General features: G+C 65.9%; 20 protein-coding genes. 18 read left to right on the top strand and 2 right to left on the bottom strand.

Translation table 11 applies throughout. The annotated features are described in order from the left end of the window. Positions 1 to 118: 118 nt before the first annotated feature. Both J7I89_RS22575 and J7I89_RS22580 read right to left on the bottom strand, forming a co-directional pair. Positions 119 to 1213, bottom strand: a complete 1095-nt coding sequence (locus J7I89_RS22575) for a polyprenyl synthetase family protein (protein ID WP_214975105.1) — start codon at positions 1211 to 1213, stop codon at positions 119 to 121. Beyond that, on the bottom strand, positions 1210 to 1743 hold the full coding sequence (locus J7I89_RS22580; protein WP_214975107.1) for a hypothetical protein: 534 nt from the start codon (positions 1741 to 1743) through the stop codon (positions 1210 to 1212). The genes J7I89_RS22575 and J7I89_RS22580 overlap by 4 nt, the downstream gene beginning before the upstream one ends. Before the next feature lie 74 nt (positions 1744 to 1817). Between J7I89_RS22580 and dinB the strand changes: the two genes are divergently transcribed. From dinB to J7I89_RS22670, 18 genes are all read left to right on the top strand, one after another. Continuing rightward, the gene (dinB, locus tag J7I89_RS22585) at positions 1818 to 3044 is read left to right on the top strand and encodes a DNA polymerase IV (RefSeq protein WP_308160010.1); all 1227 of its coding nucleotides are present in this window, start codon (positions 1818 to 1820) and stop codon (positions 3042 to 3044) included. Positions 3045 to 3342: 298 nt separating this feature from the next. Next, the gene (locus tag J7I89_RS22590) at positions 3343 to 3714 is read left to right on the top strand and encodes a DUF3040 domain-containing protein (RefSeq protein WP_214975110.1); all 372 of its coding nucleotides are present in this window, start codon (positions 3343 to 3345) and stop codon (positions 3712 to 3714) included. A 347-nt stretch (positions 3715 to 4061) separates the two neighbouring features. Continuing rightward, positions 4062 to 4490 (top strand): division/cell wall cluster transcriptional repressor MraZ, encoded by a 429-nt coding sequence (gene mraZ, locus J7I89_RS22595; RefSeq protein WP_078028973.1) that lies wholly within the window; start codon positions 4062 to 4064, stop codon positions 4488 to 4490. A 165-nt stretch (positions 4491 to 4655) separates the two neighbouring features. After that, a complete protein-coding gene (gene rsmH / locus J7I89_RS22600) occupies positions 4656 to 5654 on the top strand; it encodes a 16S rRNA (cytosine(1402)-N(4))-methyltransferase RsmH (RefSeq protein WP_214975113.1) in 999 nt (332 codons plus the stop codon). Next, positions 5651 to 6301, top strand: coding sequence for a hypothetical protein (locus tag J7I89_RS22605; protein ID WP_214975116.1), 651 nt, complete (start codon positions 5651 to 5653; stop codon positions 6299 to 6301). Before rsmH ends, J7I89_RS22605 begins: the two co-directional genes overlap by 4 nt. Before the next feature lie 44 nt (positions 6302 to 6345). Beyond that, positions 6346 to 8154 carry a penicillin-binding protein 2 gene (locus J7I89_RS22610; protein ID WP_251045725.1) on the top strand — a complete coding sequence of 603 codons (1809 nt, stop codon included), beginning with the start codon at positions 6346 to 6348 and terminating at the stop codon, positions 8152 to 8154. A gap of 84 nt (positions 8155 to 8238) precedes the next feature. Beyond that, positions 8239 to 9909, top strand: coding sequence for a UDP-N-acetylmuramoyl-L-alanyl-D-glutamate--2,6-diaminopimelate ligase (locus tag J7I89_RS22615; RefSeq protein WP_214975122.1), 1671 nt, complete (start codon positions 8239 to 8241; stop codon positions 9907 to 9909). A 6-nt stretch (positions 9910 to 9915) separates the two neighbouring features. Beyond that, positions 9916 to 11385 (top strand): UDP-N-acetylmuramoyl-tripeptide--D-alanyl-D-alanine ligase, encoded by a 1470-nt coding sequence (murF, locus tag J7I89_RS22620; RefSeq protein WP_214975125.1) that lies wholly within the window; start codon positions 9916 to 9918, stop codon positions 11383 to 11385. After that, on the top strand, positions 11382 to 12491 hold the full coding sequence (gene mraY, locus J7I89_RS22625; protein ID WP_214975127.1) for a phospho-N-acetylmuramoyl-pentapeptide-transferase: 1110 nt from the start codon (positions 11382 to 11384) through the stop codon (positions 12489 to 12491). The genes murF and mraY overlap by 4 nt, the downstream gene beginning before the upstream one ends. Beyond that, positions 12473 to 14062 (top strand): UDP-N-acetylmuramoyl-L-alanine--D-glutamate ligase, encoded by a 1590-nt coding sequence (gene murD / locus J7I89_RS22630; RefSeq protein WP_214975130.1) that lies wholly within the window; start codon positions 12473 to 12475, stop codon positions 14060 to 14062. The genes mraY and murD overlap by 19 nt, the downstream gene beginning before the upstream one ends. Positions 14063 to 14064: 2 nt before the next feature. Beyond that, on the top strand, positions 14065 to 15405 hold the full coding sequence (gene ftsW / locus J7I89_RS22635) for a putative lipid II flippase FtsW (RefSeq protein WP_214975133.1): 1341 nt from the start codon (positions 14065 to 14067) through the stop codon (positions 15403 to 15405). A gap of 10 nt (positions 15406 to 15415) precedes the next feature. After that, positions 15416 to 16516: an undecaprenyldiphospho-muramoylpentapeptide beta-N-acetylglucosaminyltransferase gene (gene murG / locus J7I89_RS22640; protein WP_214975136.1), complete on the top strand. Its 1101-nt coding sequence runs from the start codon at positions 15416 to 15418 to the stop codon at positions 16514 to 16516. Then, on the top strand, positions 16513 to 17892 hold the full coding sequence (murC, locus tag J7I89_RS22645; protein WP_214975139.1) for a UDP-N-acetylmuramate--L-alanine ligase: 1380 nt from the start codon (positions 16513 to 16515) through the stop codon (positions 17890 to 17892). Before murG ends, murC begins: the two co-directional genes overlap by 4 nt. After that, on the top strand, positions 17885 to 18862 hold the full coding sequence (locus tag J7I89_RS22650) for an FtsQ-type POTRA domain-containing protein (protein WP_308160011.1): 978 nt from the start codon (positions 17885 to 17887) through the stop codon (positions 18860 to 18862). Before murC ends, J7I89_RS22650 begins: the two co-directional genes overlap by 8 nt. A gap of 189 nt (positions 18863 to 19051) precedes the next feature. Next, a complete protein-coding gene (gene ftsZ / locus J7I89_RS22655) occupies positions 19052 to 20284 on the top strand; it encodes a cell division protein FtsZ (protein WP_214975141.1) in 1233 nt (410 codons plus the stop codon). Between the two features lie 69 nt (positions 20285 to 20353). After that, the gene (locus J7I89_RS22660; RefSeq protein ID WP_214975143.1) at positions 20354 to 21043 is read left to right on the top strand and encodes a polyphenol oxidase family protein; all 690 of its coding nucleotides are present in this window, start codon (positions 20354 to 20356) and stop codon (positions 21041 to 21043) included. After that, positions 21036 to 21776, top strand: a complete 741-nt coding sequence (locus tag J7I89_RS22665) for a YggS family pyridoxal phosphate-dependent enzyme (protein ID WP_214975144.1) — start codon at positions 21036 to 21038, stop codon at positions 21774 to 21776. Before J7I89_RS22660 ends, J7I89_RS22665 begins: the two co-directional genes overlap by 8 nt. An 89-nt stretch (positions 21777 to 21865) precedes the next feature. Then, positions 21866 to 22396: a cell division protein SepF gene (locus tag J7I89_RS22670; RefSeq protein WP_214975156.1), complete on the top strand. Its 531-nt coding sequence runs from the start codon at positions 21866 to 21868 to the stop codon at positions 22394 to 22396. Positions 22397 to 22467: the final 71 nt, after the last annotated feature.

Consider the following 22467-nt stretch of genomic DNA (forward strand, 5'->3'; position numbering starts at 1 on the left):
GCCTGTAAAACCCTGCCAGATGAACCCTCCCGGGCAATCCTGCCTGGCAAACCCTCTGGTAAGCCGTTCCGGCCGGCCCCGCGTGGCACACCCGCGCGGGCCGGCACCGGCTCGCCGCTCAGGCGGCCCGGCTCACCGTTGCTTCGGCGAGCTTGCGCAGTGCCGTCTTCGGGAGGTCTTCCAAAGGAAGGAGCTCGAGGGCGGCAAACGCGGCTGCGCCGAATTCCTCGATGAGTGCTTCCGTTGCCTGCAGCGCCCCGCAGTCCGCAATGATCCTGCGGATCTCCGCCACGTCCTCGTCGCTCAGGTCGGGACTGCCCAGCCTGGAATCGATGAAGGCGGACTCCTCGGCGGAGGACAGGTCCAGCGCGAACGCTACCAGGACGGTGCGTTTGCCTTCGCGGAGGTCGTCGCCGGCGGGCTTCCCTGTGGTGACGGGATCGCCGAAAACGCCCAGGACGTCATCGCGAAGCTGGAAGGCTTCTCCCAGCGGAAGAGCGAAAGCCGAGTAGCCACGAAGCAGTTCGTCCGAGGCTCCGCCCAGCGCACCGCCGAGTGCGAGGGGGTGCTCGGTGGAATACTTGGCGGACTTGAAGCGGATAATCGACTGGGCCCGGCTGACGGCGCCGGCGCGGTCCCGCACCGGGCCTGCCACCTCTTCCAGGATGTCAAGGTACTGCCCGGCCATGACCTCGGCCCGCATGAGGTTGAAGATTAGCCTCGCCCTGCTCCCGGATGCGGCATGCTCGCCGATCTCCGTAAAGGCCTCTTCGCTGAAGGACAGGCACAGGTCGCCGGCAAGAATGGCAGCAGCGTGGCCGAACCGTTCGCTGTCCAATGCCCAGCCCTGCGCCTCGTGGAGCTGCATGAACCTGCGGTGGACGCTCGGGCCGCCCCGCCGTGTGTCGGACCGGTCAATGATGTCGTCGTGGATCAGGGCGGCGGCCTGGAAGAGCTCAAGCGCCGCCCCCGCGGTCACGACGTCGTCGGCCGACGCCGGTCCGCCGGCACCGCGCCATCCCCAGTAGCACATGAGGGCGCGGAGCCTTTTGCCTCCGGTGACAAGGTTGGAGATCGAACCCATGATGGGGTCGATGTCAGGGGAGATTGAGGCCATGACCAACTGCCTCGTGGTCAGGAAATCGGTGAGCCTTCCGGCAACAGCAGCGACAAAGGCTGTCTGCTCGACGCGCAGCTGCTCTGCCACGGTCACTTGACGGACTCTGGAGCCACGTTGGCGCCGATCGTAAAGGTGGATACTCCGGCAACCTCCGGAACCGCGATGTTGACGGTTTCGTTTCCGGCGCGGACAAAGTCCTTGGAGGCCACCGTGCCAACCGTATTGCCCGGAACGGCCTTGAAGCCCTGCGCCTCAAGCGCTTTGGTGTAATAAGCGACGACGGCGGCCGGCTTGGCAGCGATGGAACCCACCAGGGCGACTGTGGCCGGCGAGGACGACTTGTCGAAACTGCTGGCGACGACCTTGGCCCCAGGCATGACCGGGAGGAGTTTCTGCGGGAATCCCGCGACGAGCGCTCCCACTGCTGCCGAGGTGCCCGGCGAGGCCGACGGACTTGGAGGCGCCGTAGTGCTGGCCTGGGCTGATGCCGAGGTGGAAACCGAACCTTCGGGGGACGGAGCGGAGCCGGGCGATGGCGCGCTGCACGCCGACACCGCCATCAATACCGTTCCGGCGGCAAGCAGGCCGAGGCGTGCAGGCGTGGGCGTTCCAATGACCTTCACAGGTGGATTCCTCCTGGGGTTGATGCCGGATTCAGCCTCCAGTTTAGTCAGTCGCAGGGCATAGGATTGCAGATGTGGGGCCGGACCAGGACAAAGAGCAAATCGAAGCGCGTCTTCGAGACCTCCGGCGCAGCAGCATTATGCACGTGGACATGGACGCCTTCTTCGTCTCCGTCGAACTGCGGGGACGCCCCGAACTGCGCGGCAAACCGGTCATCGTGGGGTTTCCGGCGGACCGCTCCGTAGTGCTGTCGGCCTCCTATGAAGCGCGCGCCTTCGGCGTAAAGTCCGCGATGCCGATGGTGGTTGCCCACCGCATGTGCCCCCAGGCTGTGATCATCGAACCCCGGCATAAGCTCTACTACGAAGTCTCCGGCCAGCTGATGTCCATTTTTGAGTCAATCACCGAGCTCGTTGAGCCCCTCAGCGTGGATGAGGCGTTCCTCGATGTCGGCGGAGCGATCCGACGCCTCGGTCCGCCGCTGCAGATCGGGGAGCTGGTCCGGACCAGGGTCTCCAAGGAACTGGGAATCACGGCCTCCGTGGGGATCGCGGCCAGCAAGTTCGTGGCCAAGATCGCCTCCACCCGGTGCAAACCGGACGGCCTGTTGCTGATCCGGCCCGAGCAGACCGTACCGTACCTGCACAGCCTCCCCGTCAACGCGCTCTGGGGCGTGGGTGCCAAGACCGCGGACGTACTTGCAAGGATGGGAATCCGCACCGTGGCCGATGTCGCGGCGACGCCAGTCTCGTCACTCAAGAAGGTACTTGGCGCCAGCGGCGAACACGTTCACCGGCTCGCGTGGGGGATCGATCCACGGGCGGTGACTCCCGTAAGGCTTGAAAAAAGCATCGGAGCCGAGGAAACGTTCGCGGTGGACACAGCCGACGACGCCCTGCTCCACCGGGAGCTGCTGCGCCTGTGCCACAGGACTGCCGAACGCCTGCGCGCGTCCGGTCTGGTGGCACGCACCGTTGCCCTCAAGCTGCGCTATGCCGATTTTTCAACCGTTACGCGGAGCCGGACGGTCCACGCGCCGCTGGACAGTGCGCAGCTCCTCTACGCTGTGGCTGTGCAATTGCTGGAGTCGCTGGGGGACCGGTCCATGACCGTCCGGCTCGTAGGCGTGCGTGCCGAGCATCTCGAGGCGGCAGCCCAGACCTCGCTCCAGTTGAGCTTTGACCGGCGTGACGACAATTGGCGGGCAGCGGAGCAGGCGCTCGACAGGGTGACGGAGAAATTCGGCAGTAAATCGGTGCTGCCGGCGCGCCTTCTGGACCCTGGGAGCGGCACGCGCTGAGGCGGTTCCGGGCAGGGTCCACGAACAGCGATTTTTACCGGAAATTCACGGTCAAATCGGGTTGCGGTCCGTGAACAGCGTCTTTCAGAACAGCGCCCAACAAACTATCCTTAGATATACAAAGATTTCGAACGTCTGGACATGTGTGGATCACCTGACCCGCCCGCGTCCGTATGCTTGGATCCATGGATCTGCCAATGTCGGGAGGCCGGGAACCTGTACAGCATGCCGGTCGTTGACGTGGCAGAAAGAACTGGTCCCGACCAGTCCGGACGTTGGCCTACTTAAGGAGGTCGTGATGCCGCTCTCGGAGCACGAACAGAAGCTGCTCGAGCAACTCGAGAGGCAACTGCATGAGGACGATCCCAAGTTTGCCAATTCCATGGGCTCGGATCCGGGCCGCACATGGTCTACCCGGCACATTGTGATTGGCGTACTGGCCACGCTGGCAGGAGTTTTGCTCCTCCTCGTGGGGGTTTCCCTGCAGAACATCTTCGTCGGTGTCTTCGGCTTTATCGTCATGGGAGCCGGGGTGTACTTTGCCACGATGCGCAGCGCTGCGGCCGGCAAGGCAAAGACCTCCGGACATGGCAAGAAGTCCAAAGGCAAGAGTTCCTTCATGAACAGCCTCGAAGAGCGCTGGGACGAAAGGCGCCGCGGGGAGTCCTGAGCTTTCAGGCACTCCACTTTGCACCACGTAGACGGTGCACCACGCCCACTTCGCACCACCCCGATTCTGCGCCGCCTCCACTTAGCGCCACCGGTTCACGACCAGGCCCGAACAAAGACCCGCTTCCGGCGGGTCTTTTGTTTTTAATCCTGGCGCCGCGATTTTCCCTCCACTTCCCACCCCCGCGCAAAACCCGCGATATCTAGCGGAAGAAAGTTTGTCCAAGCGGCAGAGAAATGCCCGTGTTGCGTTGACTGTGGGGCGAAGTGGAGTAAAGTGGAGCGCGTAAGAGGGTAGTGGCAGCGCGGGGGTTGTTCGGCTTCTGACGGCAGACGGGCGGTGGGGATGTGTTCCTGGGGACACACTCGCCGCGTCTTGACGAAAAGGGGCGGATCATTCTTCCTGCCAAGTTCCGTGAGGAGCTTGCCGGCGGACTTGTACTCACGCGAGGCCAGGAGCGCTGCATCTACGTCTTCAGCGAGCAGGAATTCGCGAGGGTTCACGAGCAGATCCGGGAGGCTCCCATATCCAACAAGCAAGCTCGTGACTACATCCGGGTCTTTCTCTCTGGAGCCTCGGACGAGGTGCCTGACAAGCAGGGGCGCGTGACTATCCCTCCCGCGCTCCGGGAGTATGCAGGGCTTGGCAGGGAGCTGGCTGTGATAGGTGCCGGCACCCGCGCTGAGATCTGGGACGCCCAGGCCTGGAATGTGTACCTGGCGGAGAAGGAAACCTCCTTCTCCGAGACCGACAACCCCATCGCCGGCATTCTCTAAGATGCCGGCACGAAACATCCCATCCTGTTTCTTGGACGAGATCTCCAGCCGCCCATCCAATCGACTTCCTGGCTCACTTCCCCGGAGCCAGGCCGTCATGAGGATAGGCGCGGATGGGGATCTGGCCCAAGAAACCACGCGAGGCGCTCAAGGAAGGACGAAGGTATGAACGAACACGACCAGGCCAAACCTACGTCCGAACGCCATGTGCCGGTCCTCAAGGACCGGTGCATTAATCTGTTGGCGCCGGGATTCGAGGCAGCACGCCAGCGGGGCGAGACCCCGGTGGCCATCGATGCCACCCTGGGAATGGGCGGACATTCGGAGGCGATGCTCCAGCGCTTCCCGGACCTCCACCTGATCGGCATTGACCGGGACGAAGAAGCGCTGGCCCTGGCCGGTGAGCGCCTCAAGCCTTTCGCCGCCCGCACGGACCTTGTCCATGCCGTCTATGACGAAATCGCCGATGTCTTGGCGGACCTCGGCATAGCGGAGGTCCACGGCATCCTGATGGACCTCGGCGTTTCCTCCCTGCAGCTCGATGAGCGCGAACGTGGCTTTGCCTACTCCTTCGACGCGCCCCTGGACATGCGGATGGATACCAGCCGCGGACAGACCGCAGCGGACGTGGTCAACAACTACAGCGAAGAGGACCTGGTCAGGATCATCCGCAAGTGGGGCGAGGAGAAGTTCGCCGGCCGCATTGCCAACCGGATTGTCGCGGCCCGCGCCGTGAAGCCTTTCGCCACCACCGGTGAATTGGTGGAACAAATCCGGGCGGTTGTTCCGGCGGGGGCTGCCAAGTCCGGCGGGCACCCCGCGAAGCGGACGTTCCAGGCGCTCCGGATCGAGGTCAACGAAGAACTCGAGGTTCTTGAGCGTGCGGTCCCGGCGGCAGTGGACGCCATCGCCCTGGGCGGTCGGATTGTGGTCATGTCGTATCACTCCCTGGAGGACAAGATCGTCAAGAGCGTCTTCCAGGCGCGTTCCAAGTCGTCCGCTCCGCTCGGATTCCCGGTGGAGCTCGAAGAGCACAAAGCCGAACTCAAGACCCTGACCAAGGGCACCGAGGTGCCCACCGCCGTCGAGATCGCTGAGAATCCGCGCGCAGCTTCAGCCCGGCTGCGCGCCGTGGAACGCATCAGAGCCAGGAGAGCCGCATGAGCACCGCAGCTGTCAAGAACCTCACCCTCACGTCCGGCCGCGGCGTTCAGGAGGAGAGCGCACGCAAGGTGCGGACCCCGCTGTCGCTGGTCCGCTCGATGCCCAAGAAACGCCGTGCCCCCTTCGTGGTTCTCTGCTTCGGGATGCTTGCAGTGGCGCTCTTGGCGGTCCTGGTCCTCAACATCTCCGTGTCCACTGCCCAGTATCAGCTCGTGAAGCTCCGCAGCGAGCAGACGGCGCTCACGAAGCAGAACCAGGATCTGACACAGCAGGTCCAAAACTTCGAGGCTCCCCAGAATCTCGCAGCCAAGGCCTCAGAATTGGGCATGGTTGCTTCCACCGGCAAGGGCCAGATTGATCTGTCCACGTTGACTGTCAGCGGAAAGGCCAAGCCGGCGGCCAAGGGCGACTCCGCAGGTGCCGTGATTGCCGCTCCGGCCGTACCGGGCCAGCTGAATGTTGTCCCGCCGGCGAGCACCGCCGATCCGCTGGAAAGCAGGAAGCCGGCGGACAGCAAGAAGCCCGAGGACAGCAAGAAGTCCGCGGACAGCAAGAAGGCCAAGGCCCCTGCGGCCGCAGCGAAGCCGGCGGCGGTCCTCAACGGCGGCACCATACCGGCGCCGGAACAAAAAACGCCGGGGCAGTAACTGGGACGGATGCGGCGACAAGCCGGCAAGGCAGGCAGTAAGGGATGATCGTGGCGCAACGCACCGGCAAGGCAGGCGGGCCAAAAGTCCCGAACGCCACGAAGAGGCTCCGCCTCGGCCTGAGCATCATGCTGGCCCTGCTCCTCGTGGTCGGCGGGAAGCTGTTCCTGGTCCAGGGCCTCGACGTCGGCGGCATGGCTGAAGCGGCCCTCGATAACCGGCTGCGTCCCACCGTGCTGCCTGCGGAACGCGGCAGCATTGTCGATGAAAACGGCACGGTGCTGGCCAACAGCGTCATCCGCTACAACATCACGGTTGACCAGGCCGTCAACACCAAAACGGAATCCTTCAAGCGGATTGAAAGGGTGAACGGCAAGGAAGAGCTCGTCACGGTTTCCCGGGACCAGGGGATTTCCGAGCTCGCCACCGTCCTCGGCATGGACACCCAGGACGTCCGGAACGCCGTCACGGGTGAGCGGACCTACTATGTCGTGGCAAAGGACCTGAAGCCCGACGTCGAGGACCGCGTCTCCAAACTGCAGATCCCCGGCATCTTCTCCGAAGGAACCAGCAAGCGCGTCTACCCCAACGGTTCGGTGGCCGGCGGCATTGTGGGCTTCCTGGAAAACGGCACCACCGGCCAGGCCGGACTGGAGCAGACCCAGGACGAGATCCTGAGGGGAACTCCCGGCAAGCGCCTGTTTGAGATCGGCGCCGACGGCCTCCGCATCCCGGTGGGAGTCGACCAGCTGACACCGGCGCAGGACGGCAAGGACGTCAAACTCACCCTGAACTCCGATATCCAGTACTTCGCCCAGCAGGCGATCCAGAGCCAGTCGGACAAGCTCAGCGCCGAATGGGGCGTCATCATCGTTTCCGACGTGAAAACCGGCAACATCATTGCCATGGCGGATACCAACGCTCCCGATCCCAACGATCCCGGCAAGGTGGCGGCGCAGGACCGCGGCGTGCGCTCGGTCACGGCCGCCTACGAGCCAGGATCCGTGGAAAAGATGATCACCGCTGCCGCCGTGATCGAAGAAGGCAAGGCCCACCCCCTGGATACGTTCGTCATTCCACCTTCCTATGTCGTCGACGGCCAGCAGTTTGACGACTCCTTCTCCCACGGCACCGAGAAACGGACGCTGGCCGGCATCCTCGGCTGGTCCATGAACACGGGCACGGTCATGGCCGGACAACGGCTCACCAAGGATCAGCGCCACGACTGGCTCCAGAAGTTCGGGATTGGCGAAGCCCCGAACATCGGACTGCCGGCAGAGGCCAAAGGCATCCTGACGCCGGCCGACCAGTGGGACGGCCGCCAGGAGTACACCGTGCTCTTTGGCCAGGGCGTCTCGCAGTCCACCCTTCAGACCGTCCGTGCCTACCAGTCCATCGCCAATGGCGGCGTGATGCTGCAGCCAAGGCTCATCGACAGCTACATCAGTCCCGACGGAACCGAGGAAAAAGTCCCGGCCCAGCCCTCCCGGAGGATCGTGTCCAAGGAGACGGCCAAACAGGTCCGCGACATCCTCGAAAGCGCCGTCACGGAAGGCCAGATCAAGGAAGCCGCCATTGACGGCTACCGTGTGGGCGCCAAAACCGGAACCTCGCAGTCGCCCTGCGATGACGGGACCGCGGGCTTCTGCGGCTACACCGCGTCAATGGTGGGGATGGCGCCGATGGACGATCCGCGGTTTATTGTTGAGGTGGTCCTGCAGCGGCCCAAGGGATCCATTTATGGAATCACCAACGGGCCTGTGTTCCGCTCGGTCATGAGCCAGGTACTGCGGACGTACAACGTTCCGCCGTCCACCGGTGAACCGGCCAGACTGCCGCAGTACGCCAAGTAGCACGCCCGCTAACAAAGACCGCGGTGCACCTGAACAAATCGTTCTGTCGTGTCCGTTGGTCCACTAGTACCAACGGAGATCCACTTGTCAGAGCACAATGCCCCCGGCACTGCCGATGCCCCGGACGGAGACGAGTCCCGCAGCGGATTCCGGCCCACGGCTGTCGCCGCAGTCGAGCTGGGCGCCATCGGCCAGTCGGTCGGCGTCACCGTGGCCGGCGCCTCGGCGTCAGTCCCCGTTACCGGTATCTCGCTCAATTCGCGCACGGTGGAGCGGGGGGACCTGTACGTGGCGCTACCCGGCGCGGCCCGCCACGGCGCCGACTTCGCCACCCCGGCGATCGAGGCCGGTGCGGTTGCCGTCCTGACAGACGACGCCGGCGCCCGCCTTCTCGCGTTGTCGCCCGACATCGCCGTGCCGGTGCTCGTAGTTGACGAGCCACGAACCGTGGTGGGAAAGCTTTCCGCACTGATTTACCGGAGCCAGGCCGCTGACAGCTCGTCCCCCGCGCTCTTCGGCGTCACGGGCACCAATGGCAAGACGACCACGACGTACTTCGTCAACGCCCTGCTGCAGGCACTGGGCAAGCGGACCGGGCTGATCGGCACCATCGAGATCGTGGCAGGCGGCAAACCGATTCCCAGCCTGCTCACCACGCCTGAGTCCACCGACGTCCATGCCTTGCTTGCCCTCATGCGCGAGCGGGGCCTGGATGCGGCGTCGATGGAAGTGTCCTCGCACGCCGTGTCGTTCCGCCGCGTGGACGCAGTGGTCTTTGACGTCGTCGGATTCACCAACCTGACGCAGGACCACCTGGACCTGCACGGCACCATGGACGACTACTTCCGGACCAAGGCGGAGCTCTTCACACCGGAGCGCGCCCGTGCCGCCGTCGTGACGGTTGACGACGAATGGGGACGCCGGCTCGCCGCCGAGGCGGGGCTCCCGGTCACCACCCTCGCCACGCTTCAGCCGGCCGGCAGGCAGGCGGGCACCATCGGGGCGCCCGCCGACGCCGACTGGACAGTGGCCGATCCGCGGCCCCGGGGCCTTGGTACGGAGTTCACCCTCCGCGGCAGGACCGGGACGGAGCTGCGCGTCCACACGGGGCTGCCCGGCGCCTTCAATGTCTCCAACGCCGCGCTGGCCCTCGCCATGGTGCTCGCAGGCGGTGCGGATGCGGCAGAAGTGCAGGCGGCGCTGGACTCCAGCGACCCCTTCACCGTCGCCGTGCCGGGCAGGATGCAGCTCGTTTCTGCAAAGCCCGCAGCCGTGGTGGACTTTGCGCACAATCCGGATGCCCTGGCGCGTGCCCTCGAGGCCGTCAGGTCTCCGGATCCCGCCTCCAAGGTCATCGTTGTCTTCGGTGCCACCGGGCAGCGTGACCAGGGGAAGCGGCCGGCCATGGGAGCCATCGCGGCCAGGCTCGCGGACATCGTGATCATCAGCGATGACGACCCCCACGACGAGGACGCGGCGGCGATCCGTGCGGACGTACTGGTGGGAGCCACAGACGCCAAAGAGGCAGAACAGCTCGACTGCCGGATCATGGAGGTTTTCCCCCGCGACGCCGCCATCCGCGAGGCAGTCGAACTGGCGGCCCCGGAGGACACCATCCTCATAGCCGGGCGCGGGCACGAAGTATGGCAGGAGGTCAAGGGAGTCAACCTTGCCCTCGACGACAGGGTGGAGCTCCGGAACGCCTTGACGGCACGAGGATTCACCGTTCTTGAAGATGACCGGATAGAGTCCTAGACCGACATGATTGCACTAACTGCGGCGGAAATCGCCGAAATCACCAACGGCCAGCTGCTTGCCGACCCCGACGTCACTCCGGGATCCGTGGTGACCGACTCGCGCGAGGCCATCAGCGGTTCGCTGTACGTGGCCAAGCCGGGCGAAAACGCCGACGGGCACGCGTTCGTGGGCGCGGCATTCGACAAAGGAGCTGTGCTGGCCCTTGCCGAACGCGAAATCGCCGATGCCGACGGCCGCACATATCCGTCGGTGATCGTCGACGATGCCGTCCTGGCCATGGGCGCCCTGGCGGCGGAGCAGGTCCGCCGGATCCGGGCCCGCCGCGAGGCCTCCGGCGAACAGCTCACCGTCATCGGCATCACCGGTTCGGCAGGCAAAACCACCACGAAGGACCTGCTGGCAGGGATCCTCTCGACGGAGGCCAACACCGTAGCGCCCCAGGGCTCCTACAACGGTGAAGTGGGAGTGCCCCTCACCGTGTTCCAGGCCGGCTTCGACACCCGGTACCTCGTCATCGAAATGGGCGCCACGGGCATCGGGCACATCCGGTACCTGGCCGATATGGTCGCCCCGGAGATAGGCGTCGTGCTGGGCGTCGGAACAGCACATGCCGGCGAATTCGGCGGCGTTGAGAACATTGCCACCGCCAAGGGCGAACTCGTCGAAGCCCTGCACCCCACCGGCACCGCGGTGTTGAACCTGGACGATCCGCGGGTTGCGGCGATGGCGGAGCGCACGCCCGCCACTGTGCTCGGCTTCTCTGCCCGGCAGGCCGCAGCCAAGGGACCCGCTGTCCGTGCAGAACACCTGGACACGAACGCGTCCGGCCACCCCGAGTTCGACCTCGAACTGCCGGGGGAGGCGCCTGTCCGGGTGAGCAGCAGGCTCATCGGAGAACACCACGTCTCAAACCTGCTGGCCGCAGCAGCTGCCGCACACGCTGCCGGCATCCCGGCCGCCCACATCGGCGCTTCACTCAGCTCACAGTCAGCCGCCAGCCGCTGGCGCATGGAACGGACCGAGCGGCCTGACGGCGTCACCGTCATCAACGACGCCTACAACGCCAACCCGGAATCCATGAGGGCAGCACTCCGGACCCTGGCCGACCTCGGCCAGGGGCGCCGGACCTGGGCCGTCCTCGGAGCGATGCTCGAACTTGGCGAGGATTCCATCCGGGAACACACCGCCGTGGGCACCCAGGTAGTCCGGCTCAACATCTCACGCCTGGTGGTGGTGGGGCGCGAGGCACGTTCGCTGTACGTGTCAGCCGTCCAGGAGGGGTCCTGGGGCGACGAATGCATCTTCGCCGAGACCGCAGACGAAGCCTATGACCTGCTCCAGGAACAGCTCGAACCCGGCGACCTGGTGCTGTTCAAATCCTCGAACAGCATCGGACTTCGCCATTTGGGCGATCGGATAGCATTACCCCCACAAAACCCCGCAACTGCCAACGAAGGGAGCGAGCTGCTGTGATTGCACTACTTATCGGCGCTGGCCTGGCCCTGCTGATGGCATTGGTCGGAACTCCGCTGTTCATCCGTCTGCTGGTCCGCAAAGGCTACGGCCAGTTCATCCGGGACGACGGCCCCACGTCGCACCACACCAAGCGCGGCACGCCCACCATGGGCGGCGCAATCGTGGTCGGGTCGGTCCTGGCCAGCTACGGACTGACGCACCTCATCATGTGGCTCCTGAACCCCAGATCGGCGGGCCCGTCGGCGTCGGCCCTGCTGCTGCTGTTCCTCATGGTGGGCATGGGCCTGGTCGGCTTCCTGGACGACTTCATCAAGATCTCACGCCAGCGCAGCCTCGGCCTGAACGCCAAGGCCAAGCTGATCCTGCAGGCCGCCGTAGGCATCATCTTCGCGGTGCTGGCGCTGTACTTCCCGGACTCGGACGGCCTCACCCCGGCGTCCACCAAGGTTTCCCTGGTCCGCGACATCCCCTGGCTTGACCTCGCCTTCGGGGGCTCCGTGCTCGGCGCGATCCTCTTCGTGCTCTGGTCCAACCTGATCGTCACCGCCGCCACGAACGGCGTCAACCTGACCGACGGGCTGGACGGACTGGCCGCGGGCGCTGCGGTGATGGTCTTCGGAGCGTACACGCTGATGGGCATCTGGCAGAGCAACCAGGCGTGTGGTTCGCCCCGCCAGGCCGGCAGCGGCTGTTACTCCGTGCGGGACCCGCTGGACCTCGCCCTGCTTGCCGCCATCATGAGCGCGGCGCTGGTCGGCTTCCTGTGGTGGAACACGTCGCCAGCCAAGATCTTCATGGGCGACACCGGATCCCTGGCCATCGGCGGGGCCATCGCCGGGTTCGCCATCCTGTCGCGCACCGAACTGCTGCTCGCCTTCATCGGCGGCCTGTTCGTGCTCATTACGCTCTCGGTCATCATCCAGGTGGGCTACTTCAAGATCACCAAGGGCAAGAGATTCTTCAAGATGGCCCCGTTGCAGCACCACTTCGAACTCAAGGGCTGGGCGGAAGTCACCGTGGTTGTCCGGTTCTGGATACTGGCCGGACTTTTCGTGGCCGCGGGCCTGGGCATCTTCTACGCAGAATGGGTGGTCCTGCTGTGAGCAGCAACGAAACCGCCGTCGACAGGCTCAAGGACCTCGTCAGCTGGGACTCCGACTGGGCCGGCCTGCGCGTGGTGGTCACCGGAATCGGCGTCTCAGGCTTCGCCGCCGCGGACACGCTGATTGAGCTGGGAGCCCGGGTGGTGGTGGTGGATGCCTCCGCGACCGACATCGCCAACGCCAAGGCGGATACCCTCAGGATCGTCGGAGCCGTGGATGTGCTCCTGGGCGAAAGCGCTGTCCGCTCCGTGCCGAAGATCGACGGAATGAAGCCGGACCTGATCGTGACGTCGCCGGGCTGGCGGCCGGACCAAGCCCTGCTGGCCGCCGCCAAGCGGGCGCACATCCCGGTGTGGGGCGACGTCGAACTCGCCTGGCGGGTGCGTGTCCGCGAGGGCCGCAAGACGGCGGACTGGCTGACGATCACGGGCACGAACGGAAAGACGACGACGGTCGGCCTGACCGAATCGATGCTGCGCGCGGCCGGGCTCAAGGCTTTGGCGGTCGGAAACGTGGGAACCCCCATCCTTGACGCCCTTCGGGATCCGGTCGAATACGACGTCCTGGCGGTGGAGCTTTCCAGCTTCCAACTGCACTGGTGCGAATCCGTGTCCGCCGTGGCGAGTGTCTGCCTCAACGTGGCCGAGGACCACGTGGACTGGCACGGCTCGTACACGTCGTATCTCGCCGACAAGGCAAAGATCTACGAGCACACCCAGAAAGCCTGCATCTACAACGCCGAGCAGATCGAAACCGAACGCATGGTGGAGGACGCCGACGTCGTGGAGGGCTGCCGCGCCGTCGGCTTCACCACCCTTACTCCGGCCATTAGCATGCTGGGCGTCGTTGAAGGCCTGCTGGTGGACCGGGCGTTCATCGCCGCGCGCAAGGACAGCGCTGCCGAGCTGGCGTCGATGTTGGACCTCGGACCAGTGGCGCCGCGCCACATGGTGGCCAACGCGCTGGCGGCCGCCGGGCTGGTGCTGGCCTATGGGCTCAAGCCCGAGCACGTCAGGCAGGGGCTGAGGACCTACATTCCGGGAAGCCACCGCATCCAGCCCGTGGCCAAGCAGAACGGTGTGCTCTGGATCAATGACTCAAAAGCCACGAATCCGCACGCCGCAGCCGCCTCACTGTCTGCCTTCGACCCCGTGATCTGGATCGCCGGCGGCCTGTCCAAAGGCGTCAATTACGACGACCTCGTGCGCGACAACTCCGGCCGGCTCAAGAGTGTGGTGCTCATCGGCACCGACACCGCAGCACTGGAGGACTCCCTGCGGCGACACGCTCCCGATGTCCCCGTCATACGGCCGGCCACGGGCCACACTGAAATGGTGCAGTCTGCCGGAACCGGACATGACGCCACGCCGGCTTCACCAGAGACCGGTGAGGAAGTGATGGCACGGGCTGTCGCTTCGGCGGCGCAGCTTGCCACCTCGGGTGACACAGTGCTTATGGCCCCGGCGGCTGCCTCCATGGATCAGTTCTCTTCCTATGCTCACCGTGGCGACGCCTTCATCGAAGCAGTCCGCGAGCTCGTGGAAGGGCAGGCCCAGACCGGCAAGGAGTAAGAATGGTCAGCACGCCCACACGTCCCGCGGCCGCCAGGACGCGAACCGCGGACACGGCTCGTGGGGCTGCCGTTAAGACTGCCGGCAAAGACCCGGGGCCGAAGCCTGCTGTGCTTGCCAGGCTGTTGCGCTGGTACCGCACTTTCTGGTCAGCCCTTGAGGGAACCGGGAAGTCGCGCAACGGCTCCACGTATTACCTCATCCTGGGCACCACCCTCGCCCTGACGGCCATCGGCATCATGATGGTGCTCTCAGCGTCGAGCGTGGAGGCGATTGCGGCAGGGGAGTCTCCCTACACGGCAGCCCTCAAGCAGGGCCTTTTCGCGGGGATCGGCATCTTCCTGATGTTCATGCTGTCCCGGATCAACGTGGTCTGGCTGAAGCGCCTCGCATGGCCGGGCATCTTCCTTGCCTACGGCCTGCTCGGGCTGGTCCTGCTGATCGGCACCAGCGTCAACGGCAACAAGAACTGGATCGAGGTCGGCCCGTTCTTCACCCTGCAGCCGTCCGAGGCTGCCAAGCTTGCCCTGGCGCTGTGGATGGCCACGGTGCTGGCCAAGAAAGGCCGGCTGCTGCAGCGCTGGCAGCATGCCGTCATACCGGTGGTCCCGCTCGCGCTGGGCGTCATCGGACTGGTTCTTGCCGGCAACGACCTTGGCACCGGCATGATCATCATGATGATCATGGCCGCCGCCCTGTTTTTCGCCGGGGTCCGCCTGTATCTGTTCGGCTTCGCCGCGATCGCCGGCATGGCAGCCACGGCCGCCATGGCCATGACCAGCTCAAACCGCATGTGCCGCATCACCTCGTGGTGGACGGGACAGTCCTGCGGTGACGGCACGGACGCCAACTACCAGTCAACCAACGGACTGTACGGGCTGGCCTCCGGCGGCTGGTTCGGCGTCGGGCTGGGGCAGAGCCGGCAGAAGTACAGCTGGATCCCGGAAGCCCACAACGACTTCATCTTCGCCATCATCGGCGAGGAACTCGGGCTGGTGGGGACCGTCGTCGTACTGATCCTCTTCGCCATCCTCGGCGCCGCGATCTACCGCGTGGTGGTGGCGCAGGAGGACATGTTCCACCGGGTCCTCGCAGGCACCATCATGGTGTGGCTGCTGGGCCAGGCAACGGTCAACATGGCAGTGGTCACGGGACTCGTCCCGGTGATCGGTGTGCCGCTGCCGTTCATTTCCTACGGCGGATCGGCCCTGCTCATGTCGCTCTGCGCAATCGGCGTAGTGTTGTCACTGGCCCGGGTCCAGATGGCGCCCAACCTCCGGCCCCGGAAACTGCTGGGCCCGCTCCGGAAGCCCGGACGCAAGAAACCCCGTACGAAAGCGTAAACAGCACCTGATGAAAACCGAGTCATTGTCCGTGGTCCTCGCCGGCGGCGGAACGGCAGGCCATATCAATCCGCTACTGGCCATCGGCGCCGCCATCCGTGACGCGCGTCCCGATGCCCGGCTCCTGGCCGTGGGAACTTCAACGGGCATGGAGACCCGGCTGGTTCCGGCCGCGGGCCTGGAGCTCGCCACCATTGACCGCGTCCCGTTCCCGCGCCGGCCATCCGTGGACCTGCTGCGCCTGCCCGGCCGCCTGGCCGGTGCCGTGAAGCAGGCCGGGCGGATCCTCGATGACGCCGGCGCGGACGTCCTCGTGGGAGTCGGGGGCTACGTCTGCACGCCGATGTACGTGGCCGCCTGGCGGCGCAAGATCCCGATCGTCATCCACGAAGCCAACACCCGGCCCGGCCTGGCCAACAGGGTGGGTGCGCGGCTGAGCAAGCATGTGGCCGTGGCCTTCGCCGGCACACCGCTGCGCAACGCCAGGCATGTCGGCATGCCGATGCGCCGTGAAATCTCCGCCCTGGTCCGGGCCACGGCGCGCGAGAACGCCCTCGGCGCGCTGGGCCTGCAGCCGGACAAACCGGTGCTGATCGTGACAGGCGGCTCATCCGGAGCCCAGAGCATCAACCGGACCGTGGCCGCCTCCCTCCAGGACCTGGCGGACGCCGGAATTCAGACGCTTCACATCACGGGACGCGGAAAATCGGTTGAGGACGCGGCAGGCAACACGCTTCAGGCCGCCGGATACCGGCAACGCGAATACGTGGACGGCATGGAGACGGTCTACGCCGCAGCGGACCTGCTGCTCGCCCGGGCCGGAGCAGCCACAGTCAGTGAGGTGGCCGCCGTCGGCGTTCCCGCAGTCTTCGTGCCGTTGCCCATCGGCAACGGCGAGCAGGCACTGAACGCGGACGGACTCGTGAAGGCAGGGGGCGCTCTGATGGTGGCGGACCGGGACTTCACCCCCGGCTGGGTCCGCACCCAGCTCATTCCGCTGCTGACGAACCGGGCCAGGCTCGGCTCCATGGCGGCGAACTCCGAAAACCTCGGCATCAGGGATGCCGATCGGCTCATGGCCGATCTTGTACTGGAAGCGGTATCCAAATGACCAGCAACGGCCCACTTCACCAGGACGCGCTTGGCCGCGTGCATTTCATCGGCATCGGCGGGGTGGGCATGTCCGCCGTGGCCAGGATCATGGTGGCACGCGGCGTGCCCGTGAGCGGATCAGATGCCAAGGACCTGCCGGTAATGGCTGACCTCGCGGCAGCCGGAGCGAAGGTTTCGGTCGGGTACGCGGCGGCCAACCTCGGGGACGCCCAGACGGTCGTGGCGGGTTCCGCCATCCGCGCTGACAACCCGGAACTGGCCGCCGCGCGGGCCGCCGGCCTTCCCGTCCTGCACCGCTCCGAGGCCTTGGCGGCCACCATGGCAGACGACCTCGTGGTCACCGTGGCCGGCACGCACGGGAAGTCCACCACGACGTCCATGATCACCGTGCTGCTGCAGGGCGCGGGCCTGGATCCCTCCTTCGCCATCGGCGCCAATGTCCCGGCGCTCGGCGTTAACGCCGCGAACGGCAGCTCCAAGGTGTTCGTGGCCGAGGCCGACGAATCCGACGGGTCGTTCCTGAACTACCGCCCGCGGATCGCCGTCGTCACGAACGTTGAACCGGACCACCTGGACCATTACGGCACGGCCGAGGCGGTGTACGAATCGTTCGACCGCTTCACGGCGCTGCTGCCCCCGGAAGGCGTGCTGGTGGCGTGCGCGGACGACCCCGGCGCGCTGGCGCTGGCCCTCCGCACGCGCGAACGCGGAAACACCCGCGTTGTCCTTTACGGCACCTCTGATGCCGCCGACCTCAGGCTGCACGACGGCGGCCCCGGCAACGTCGCGATTTCGACGGCGACCGGACAGTTTCCCCTCACCCTGCAGGTGCCGGGCCGGCATAACGCGCTCAACGCCGCGGCGGCGATGGCCGTGGCCCTTGAGCTGGGCGTCGAGGCAGGCTCCGCCGCGGCCGCCCTGGCGGGATTCTCTGGCGCGTCCCGGCGGTTTGAGTTCAAGGGAGAGTGCAGGGGAGTGCGGGTCTACGACGACTACGCCCATCACCCCACGGAGGTCCGCGCGGCACTTGCGGCCGCCCGCTCCGTCGCCGGCAGCCACAAGGTGCACGTGCTCTTCCAGCCGCACCTGTTCTCCAGGACGAGGGAATTCGCCGCGGACTTCGCCGACGCCCTCAACGCCGCCGACACCGCCCTGGTGCTGGACATCTACCCCGCCCGGGAAGATCCCATCCCCGGTGTGAGCAGCGGCCTCATCGCCCAGCACCTGGGTCCCGGCGGGCGCCTGGTCGAAGCCGGCGCACCGGCCGTGGACGCGCTCACCTCAGCCGCGCAGCCGGGGGACATCATCCTCACGGCGGGGGCCGGTGACGTGACCGCCTACGGTCCCCTCATCGTGGAGTCCCTCAGTGGCTAGCAGCCGCCGTCCCACCTACAAGCCCGTACGTCCGGGGAGCCGGGACAAGGCGCAGGAACCGCGTGAAGCAACGCAGCCGGGCGTGATCTCGGCGTCCAAGAGCGCACCCGCATCCCCTCCCGCCCCGCAGGACAGCCAGCGCGGGAAACAGGTGTCCGGGAAACAGGCGTCCGGGACAAAGCCGTCCGGGAAGCAGCCGCCGAAAATGCAGCTGCCGGAGCAGCCGGACGGCGGGAAAGCCGAACCGGGCAACGTTCTCACCTTTCCCGAGCCCAAGGGCAAACGCCTCAGGCGCAATGTCATCGTGGCCTCGTGCATCATCGCCGCCCTCATTGCGGGCCTGCTGCTGGCCGCGGTCTACTCCCCGGTGCTCGCCGTCCAGACAGTGGCGGTCAGCGGCACGAAGCTGCTCAAGCCGGCCCAGGTCCAGGCGGCGCTCAAGCCGCTGCTGGGCACGCCGCTGCCGCAGGTGAGCGATGAGGACGTCAACGCGCTGCTGAAGCCGCTCGTCCAGATCAAATCGGTGACCACGCAGGCGCACCCGCCTTCCGTCCTCGTGGTCCAGGTGCATGAGCGGGTGCCCGTGGCACTGGTCAAGCGCGGCAAGGAGTACCTGCTGGTGGATGTGGACGGCGTGCGGCTCGGGGCCACGGCCGCTCCGGAATCGGTGAAGCTGCCGGTCATCGACGGCGGAGCCGGCACGATCGGCAAAGACCTGTTCCAGGCGACCGCCGCCGTTCTAGGCGCGCTTCCCGCGAATGTCCTGGCCAAGCTCTCCAACGCTTCCGCCAAGTCCGTCGACGCCGTGGAACTGAAGCTCGTGGACGGCCAGACGATCATTTGGGGCAACGCGGGGGAGAAGGAGCTGAAGGCGCGTGTGCTTGAGGCGCTATTGAAGGTCCCGGCCGATCCGGCCAATCCCGTCAACATCTACGACGTCAGCGTGCCGAGGCATCCGGTGACGCGCTGAACCGCTCTATTTCGCGGTGATTAGTACGACACGCGGCGTCGGTTATTGAATGTACGAAGCATAGGAAATAGCGTCACAGACATGAGTTACTTGACATAACTATAACCTTCAACTCGAAGGTTAAGGTTCGGAACTTCAAGCTCGACTCCATCAGTTTTCGCAATAGGACACGAACAAGGGACACGTAACGTGGCAGCTCCGCAGAATTACTTGGCCGTCATCAAGGTCGTCGGCATCGGCGGCGGTGGCGTGAACGCAGTCAACCGCATGATCGAGGTGGGTCTCCGCGGTGTCGAATTCATCGCCATTAACACCGATGCGCAGGCCCTGCTGATGAGCGATGCCGACGTGAAGCTTGACGTCGGACGCGAACTGACGCGCGGCCTTGGTGCCGGGGCGAACCCCGAGGTCGGCAAGCAGGCCGCCGAGGACCACGCCGACGAGATCGAGGAAGTCCTCCGCGGAGCCGACATGGTGTTCGTGACGGCCGGCGAGGGCGGCGGAACGGGAACGGGCGGCGCGCCGGTCGTTGCCCGCATCGCACGTTCCCTCGGGGCGCTGACCATCGGCGTGGTGACGCGCCCGTTCACTTTCGAAGGCAGGCGCCGCGCAGGCTCCGCCGAGGCAGGCATTGACGCCTTGCGCGACGAAGTGGACACGCTGATCGTCATCCCCAACGACCGCCTGCTGTCCATCAGTGACCGCAACGTCTCTGTCCTGGATGCGTTCCGCTCCGCTGACCAGGTCCTGCTGTCCGGTGTCCAGGGCATCACGGATCTCATCACCACGCCGGGCCTCATCAACCTCGACTTTGCCGACGTGAAGTCGGTCATGCAGGGTGCGGGATCCGCACTCATGGGCATCGGTTCGGCGCGGGGCGAAGACCGGGCGGTCAAGGCCGCAGAGCTCGCCATCGCCTCGCCGCTGCTGGAGGCTTCCATTGACGGCGCCCACGGCGTCCTGCTGTCCATCCAGGGCGGTTCCGACCTGGGCCTGTTCGAGATCAATGAGGCAGCCCGCCTGGTGCAGGAAGTTGCCCACCCCGAGGCCAACATCATCTTCGGCGCCGTGATCGACGACGCCCTCGGCGACGAGGCCCGGGTGACCGTGATCGCAGCGGGCTTCGACGACGTCAAGGCGACCTCGCCGTCCATGGACCAGTCACTGCCGCAGTCGGCGCCGCAGCGCCCGGCCGTGCCGGCAAGCGCGCCGGCGAGCTCTGCGCCGTCGAACAGCCAGCAGGTCCATGTCCAGCCCGTGCATGCCGGAGTTGGCGCCGCCGGCCTCAGCAACTGGGGACAGCATCGCCAGTCGGCGGTTCCCGCAGACTCGGGATTCGACGTCGATCTTCCGTCGGTTGTTGAGCCTGACCTGTCCGGCAGCCGCTCGGACGACCTGGATGTCCCGGACTTCCTGAAGTAGGAGGCCGCCGGCCGGCGTCGCCGATCCCGTATCCCCTGCCTGTTGCTGTCCTGATTGTCGGTGTTTTGATTGTTTCTGTGGCGTGCTGAAGTCCTGCCCGGTGTGTCTGTGGCGTTCACGGACACCGGGGCGGGCAACCTCGCATTGCACGTGGGTGATGACGGGCCGTCGGTCATCCGCCGCCGGGAGGAGCTGGAGCACGCCGCGGGCATCGCGCCCCGCCGGTTCCAGTACATGAACCAGGTGCACGGAAACCACGTCTCCGTCGTTGAAGGAAATTGTGAGGCGCCGACGGCGGATGCCATGGTGTCCCGCAGCCTGCCGCTGGCGGTGATGGTGGCTGACTGCATTCCCCTGGTTCTGGTCGGCGCCGGCGCTGCCGGCCACGTGCTTGGCGTTGTTCACGCGGGACGTCCGGGGGTTTCCGCCGGGGTCATCCCGGCCGCCGTGGAACAGATGCGCGCCGCGGGGGCCACGGAAGTCCGTGCCTGGCTCGGGCCGTCCGTTTGCGGACGGTGTTACGAGGTGCCGCCGGAACTGCGCGCGGAGGTTGCCGCCGTCGTGCCTTCCGCCTGGTCAACCACTTCCTGGGGAACCCCTGCGCTCGACCTGCCCGCTGGCGCTGCGAGCCAGCTCGAATCAGTGGGCGTGCCCATCGACTACCGGGGCCCGTGCACGCTCGAAAACGACGCCCTGTTCAGCTACCGCAGGGATAACCGTTCGGGGCGCTTCGCCGGGCTGGTATGGACACATGACTGAGTCGGACGAGGTGCGCGAAGATCCGCGGACGGCCCAGCTCCGGCAGCGCCTGGAGGCCGTCAGGCGGCGGATCTCCCAGGCAGCGGCGGCAGCGGACCGCAGTGACGATCCTCCGCGGCTGATTGTTGTCAGCAAGTTCCACCCCGCCGAGGATGTCCGCAGGCTGGCCGGGCTAGGAGTCACGGACTTCGGCGAGAACCGCGACCAGGAGGCCTCGGAGAAGGCCGCCCTGCTCCAGGAACTGGACCTCAGGTGGCACTTTGTCGGCCAGCTCCAGAGCAAAAAAGCCAAGACCGTGGTCCGGTATGCCCATGCCGTCCACTCCGTGGACCGGCCGCAGCTCGTGACGGCGCTTGAAAAGGCGATGGCCGCCGAACAGGAAACTTCCGGGCGGGGCAGCCTCGACTGCTTCATCCAGGTCAGCCTCGACGACGACGCCGGCGCCCACCGGGGCGGCGCGGCCCCGGCTGACGTTCCGCTGCTGGCTGAACAGCTGGAAGGAGCCGGCGGCCTGCGGCTCGCCGGCATCATGGCCGTTGCGCCCCTGGGCGCCGATCCGGACCGGGCGTTTCAGAAACTCTCGGCGATTTCAGCCCGGTTGAGGGGCGAATACCCCGGCGCGACGGGGATTTCCGCCGGCATGAGCCAGGATCTCGAAGCGGCCGTACGGTACGGTGCGACACACCTCAGAATTGGCTCGGATATTCTCGGTTCACGCCCGGCCGTGCGGTAGCGTCTGAGTATTGGAAGTGAATGGCGGGCACTTTCAATGCTGTCAGGACCTTTGGGCGGCCCGCTTACGGACACGATTAGGAGTCGACCATGGCCGGCGCTCTGCGCAAGACAATGATCTATCTTGGGCTCGCCGATGGCGATGAACACTACGAGTCTGAGCTTTCCACCCAGCGAAAAGACGAGGACCACTCAATGGATCATGACCGTGAGGAACGCCGCGCACCGGCGCCGGTCCGCGAGGTCGTCCGTGAAGTGCCACCAGCTGCCGAAGAGGAATACCGCGCACCCGTGACACCCATTAAGCGTGCGGCTTCGAGCCGCGAAGAGACCACCGGCCTGCGGCAGATCACCACGATCCACCCGCGGTCCTACAACGACGCCAAACTCATCGGTGAAAGCTTCAGGGACGGCATCCCCGTCATCATGAACGTCACCGACATGGGTGAGGCCGACGCCAAGCGCCTCGTCGACTTCTCCGCCGGCCTCGTATTCGGCCTGCGCGGAAGCATCGAGCGCGTCACCAACAAGGTGTTCCTGCTGTCGCCGTCGTACATCGAGGTCATCGGCGACGACAAGAAGGCCAGTGAGACCACCGCCAGCTTCTTCAACCAAAGCTAAAACGGCTGTCAGGATGCCAGGCAGGGGACACCTGCCTGGCATCCGTGCTGAAATAGTGGAAGCACACAACA

The organism is Arthrobacter sp. ISL-5, assembly GCF_018613835.1.
GTDB lineage: Bacteria > Actinomycetota > Actinomycetes > Actinomycetales > Micrococcaceae > Arthrobacter.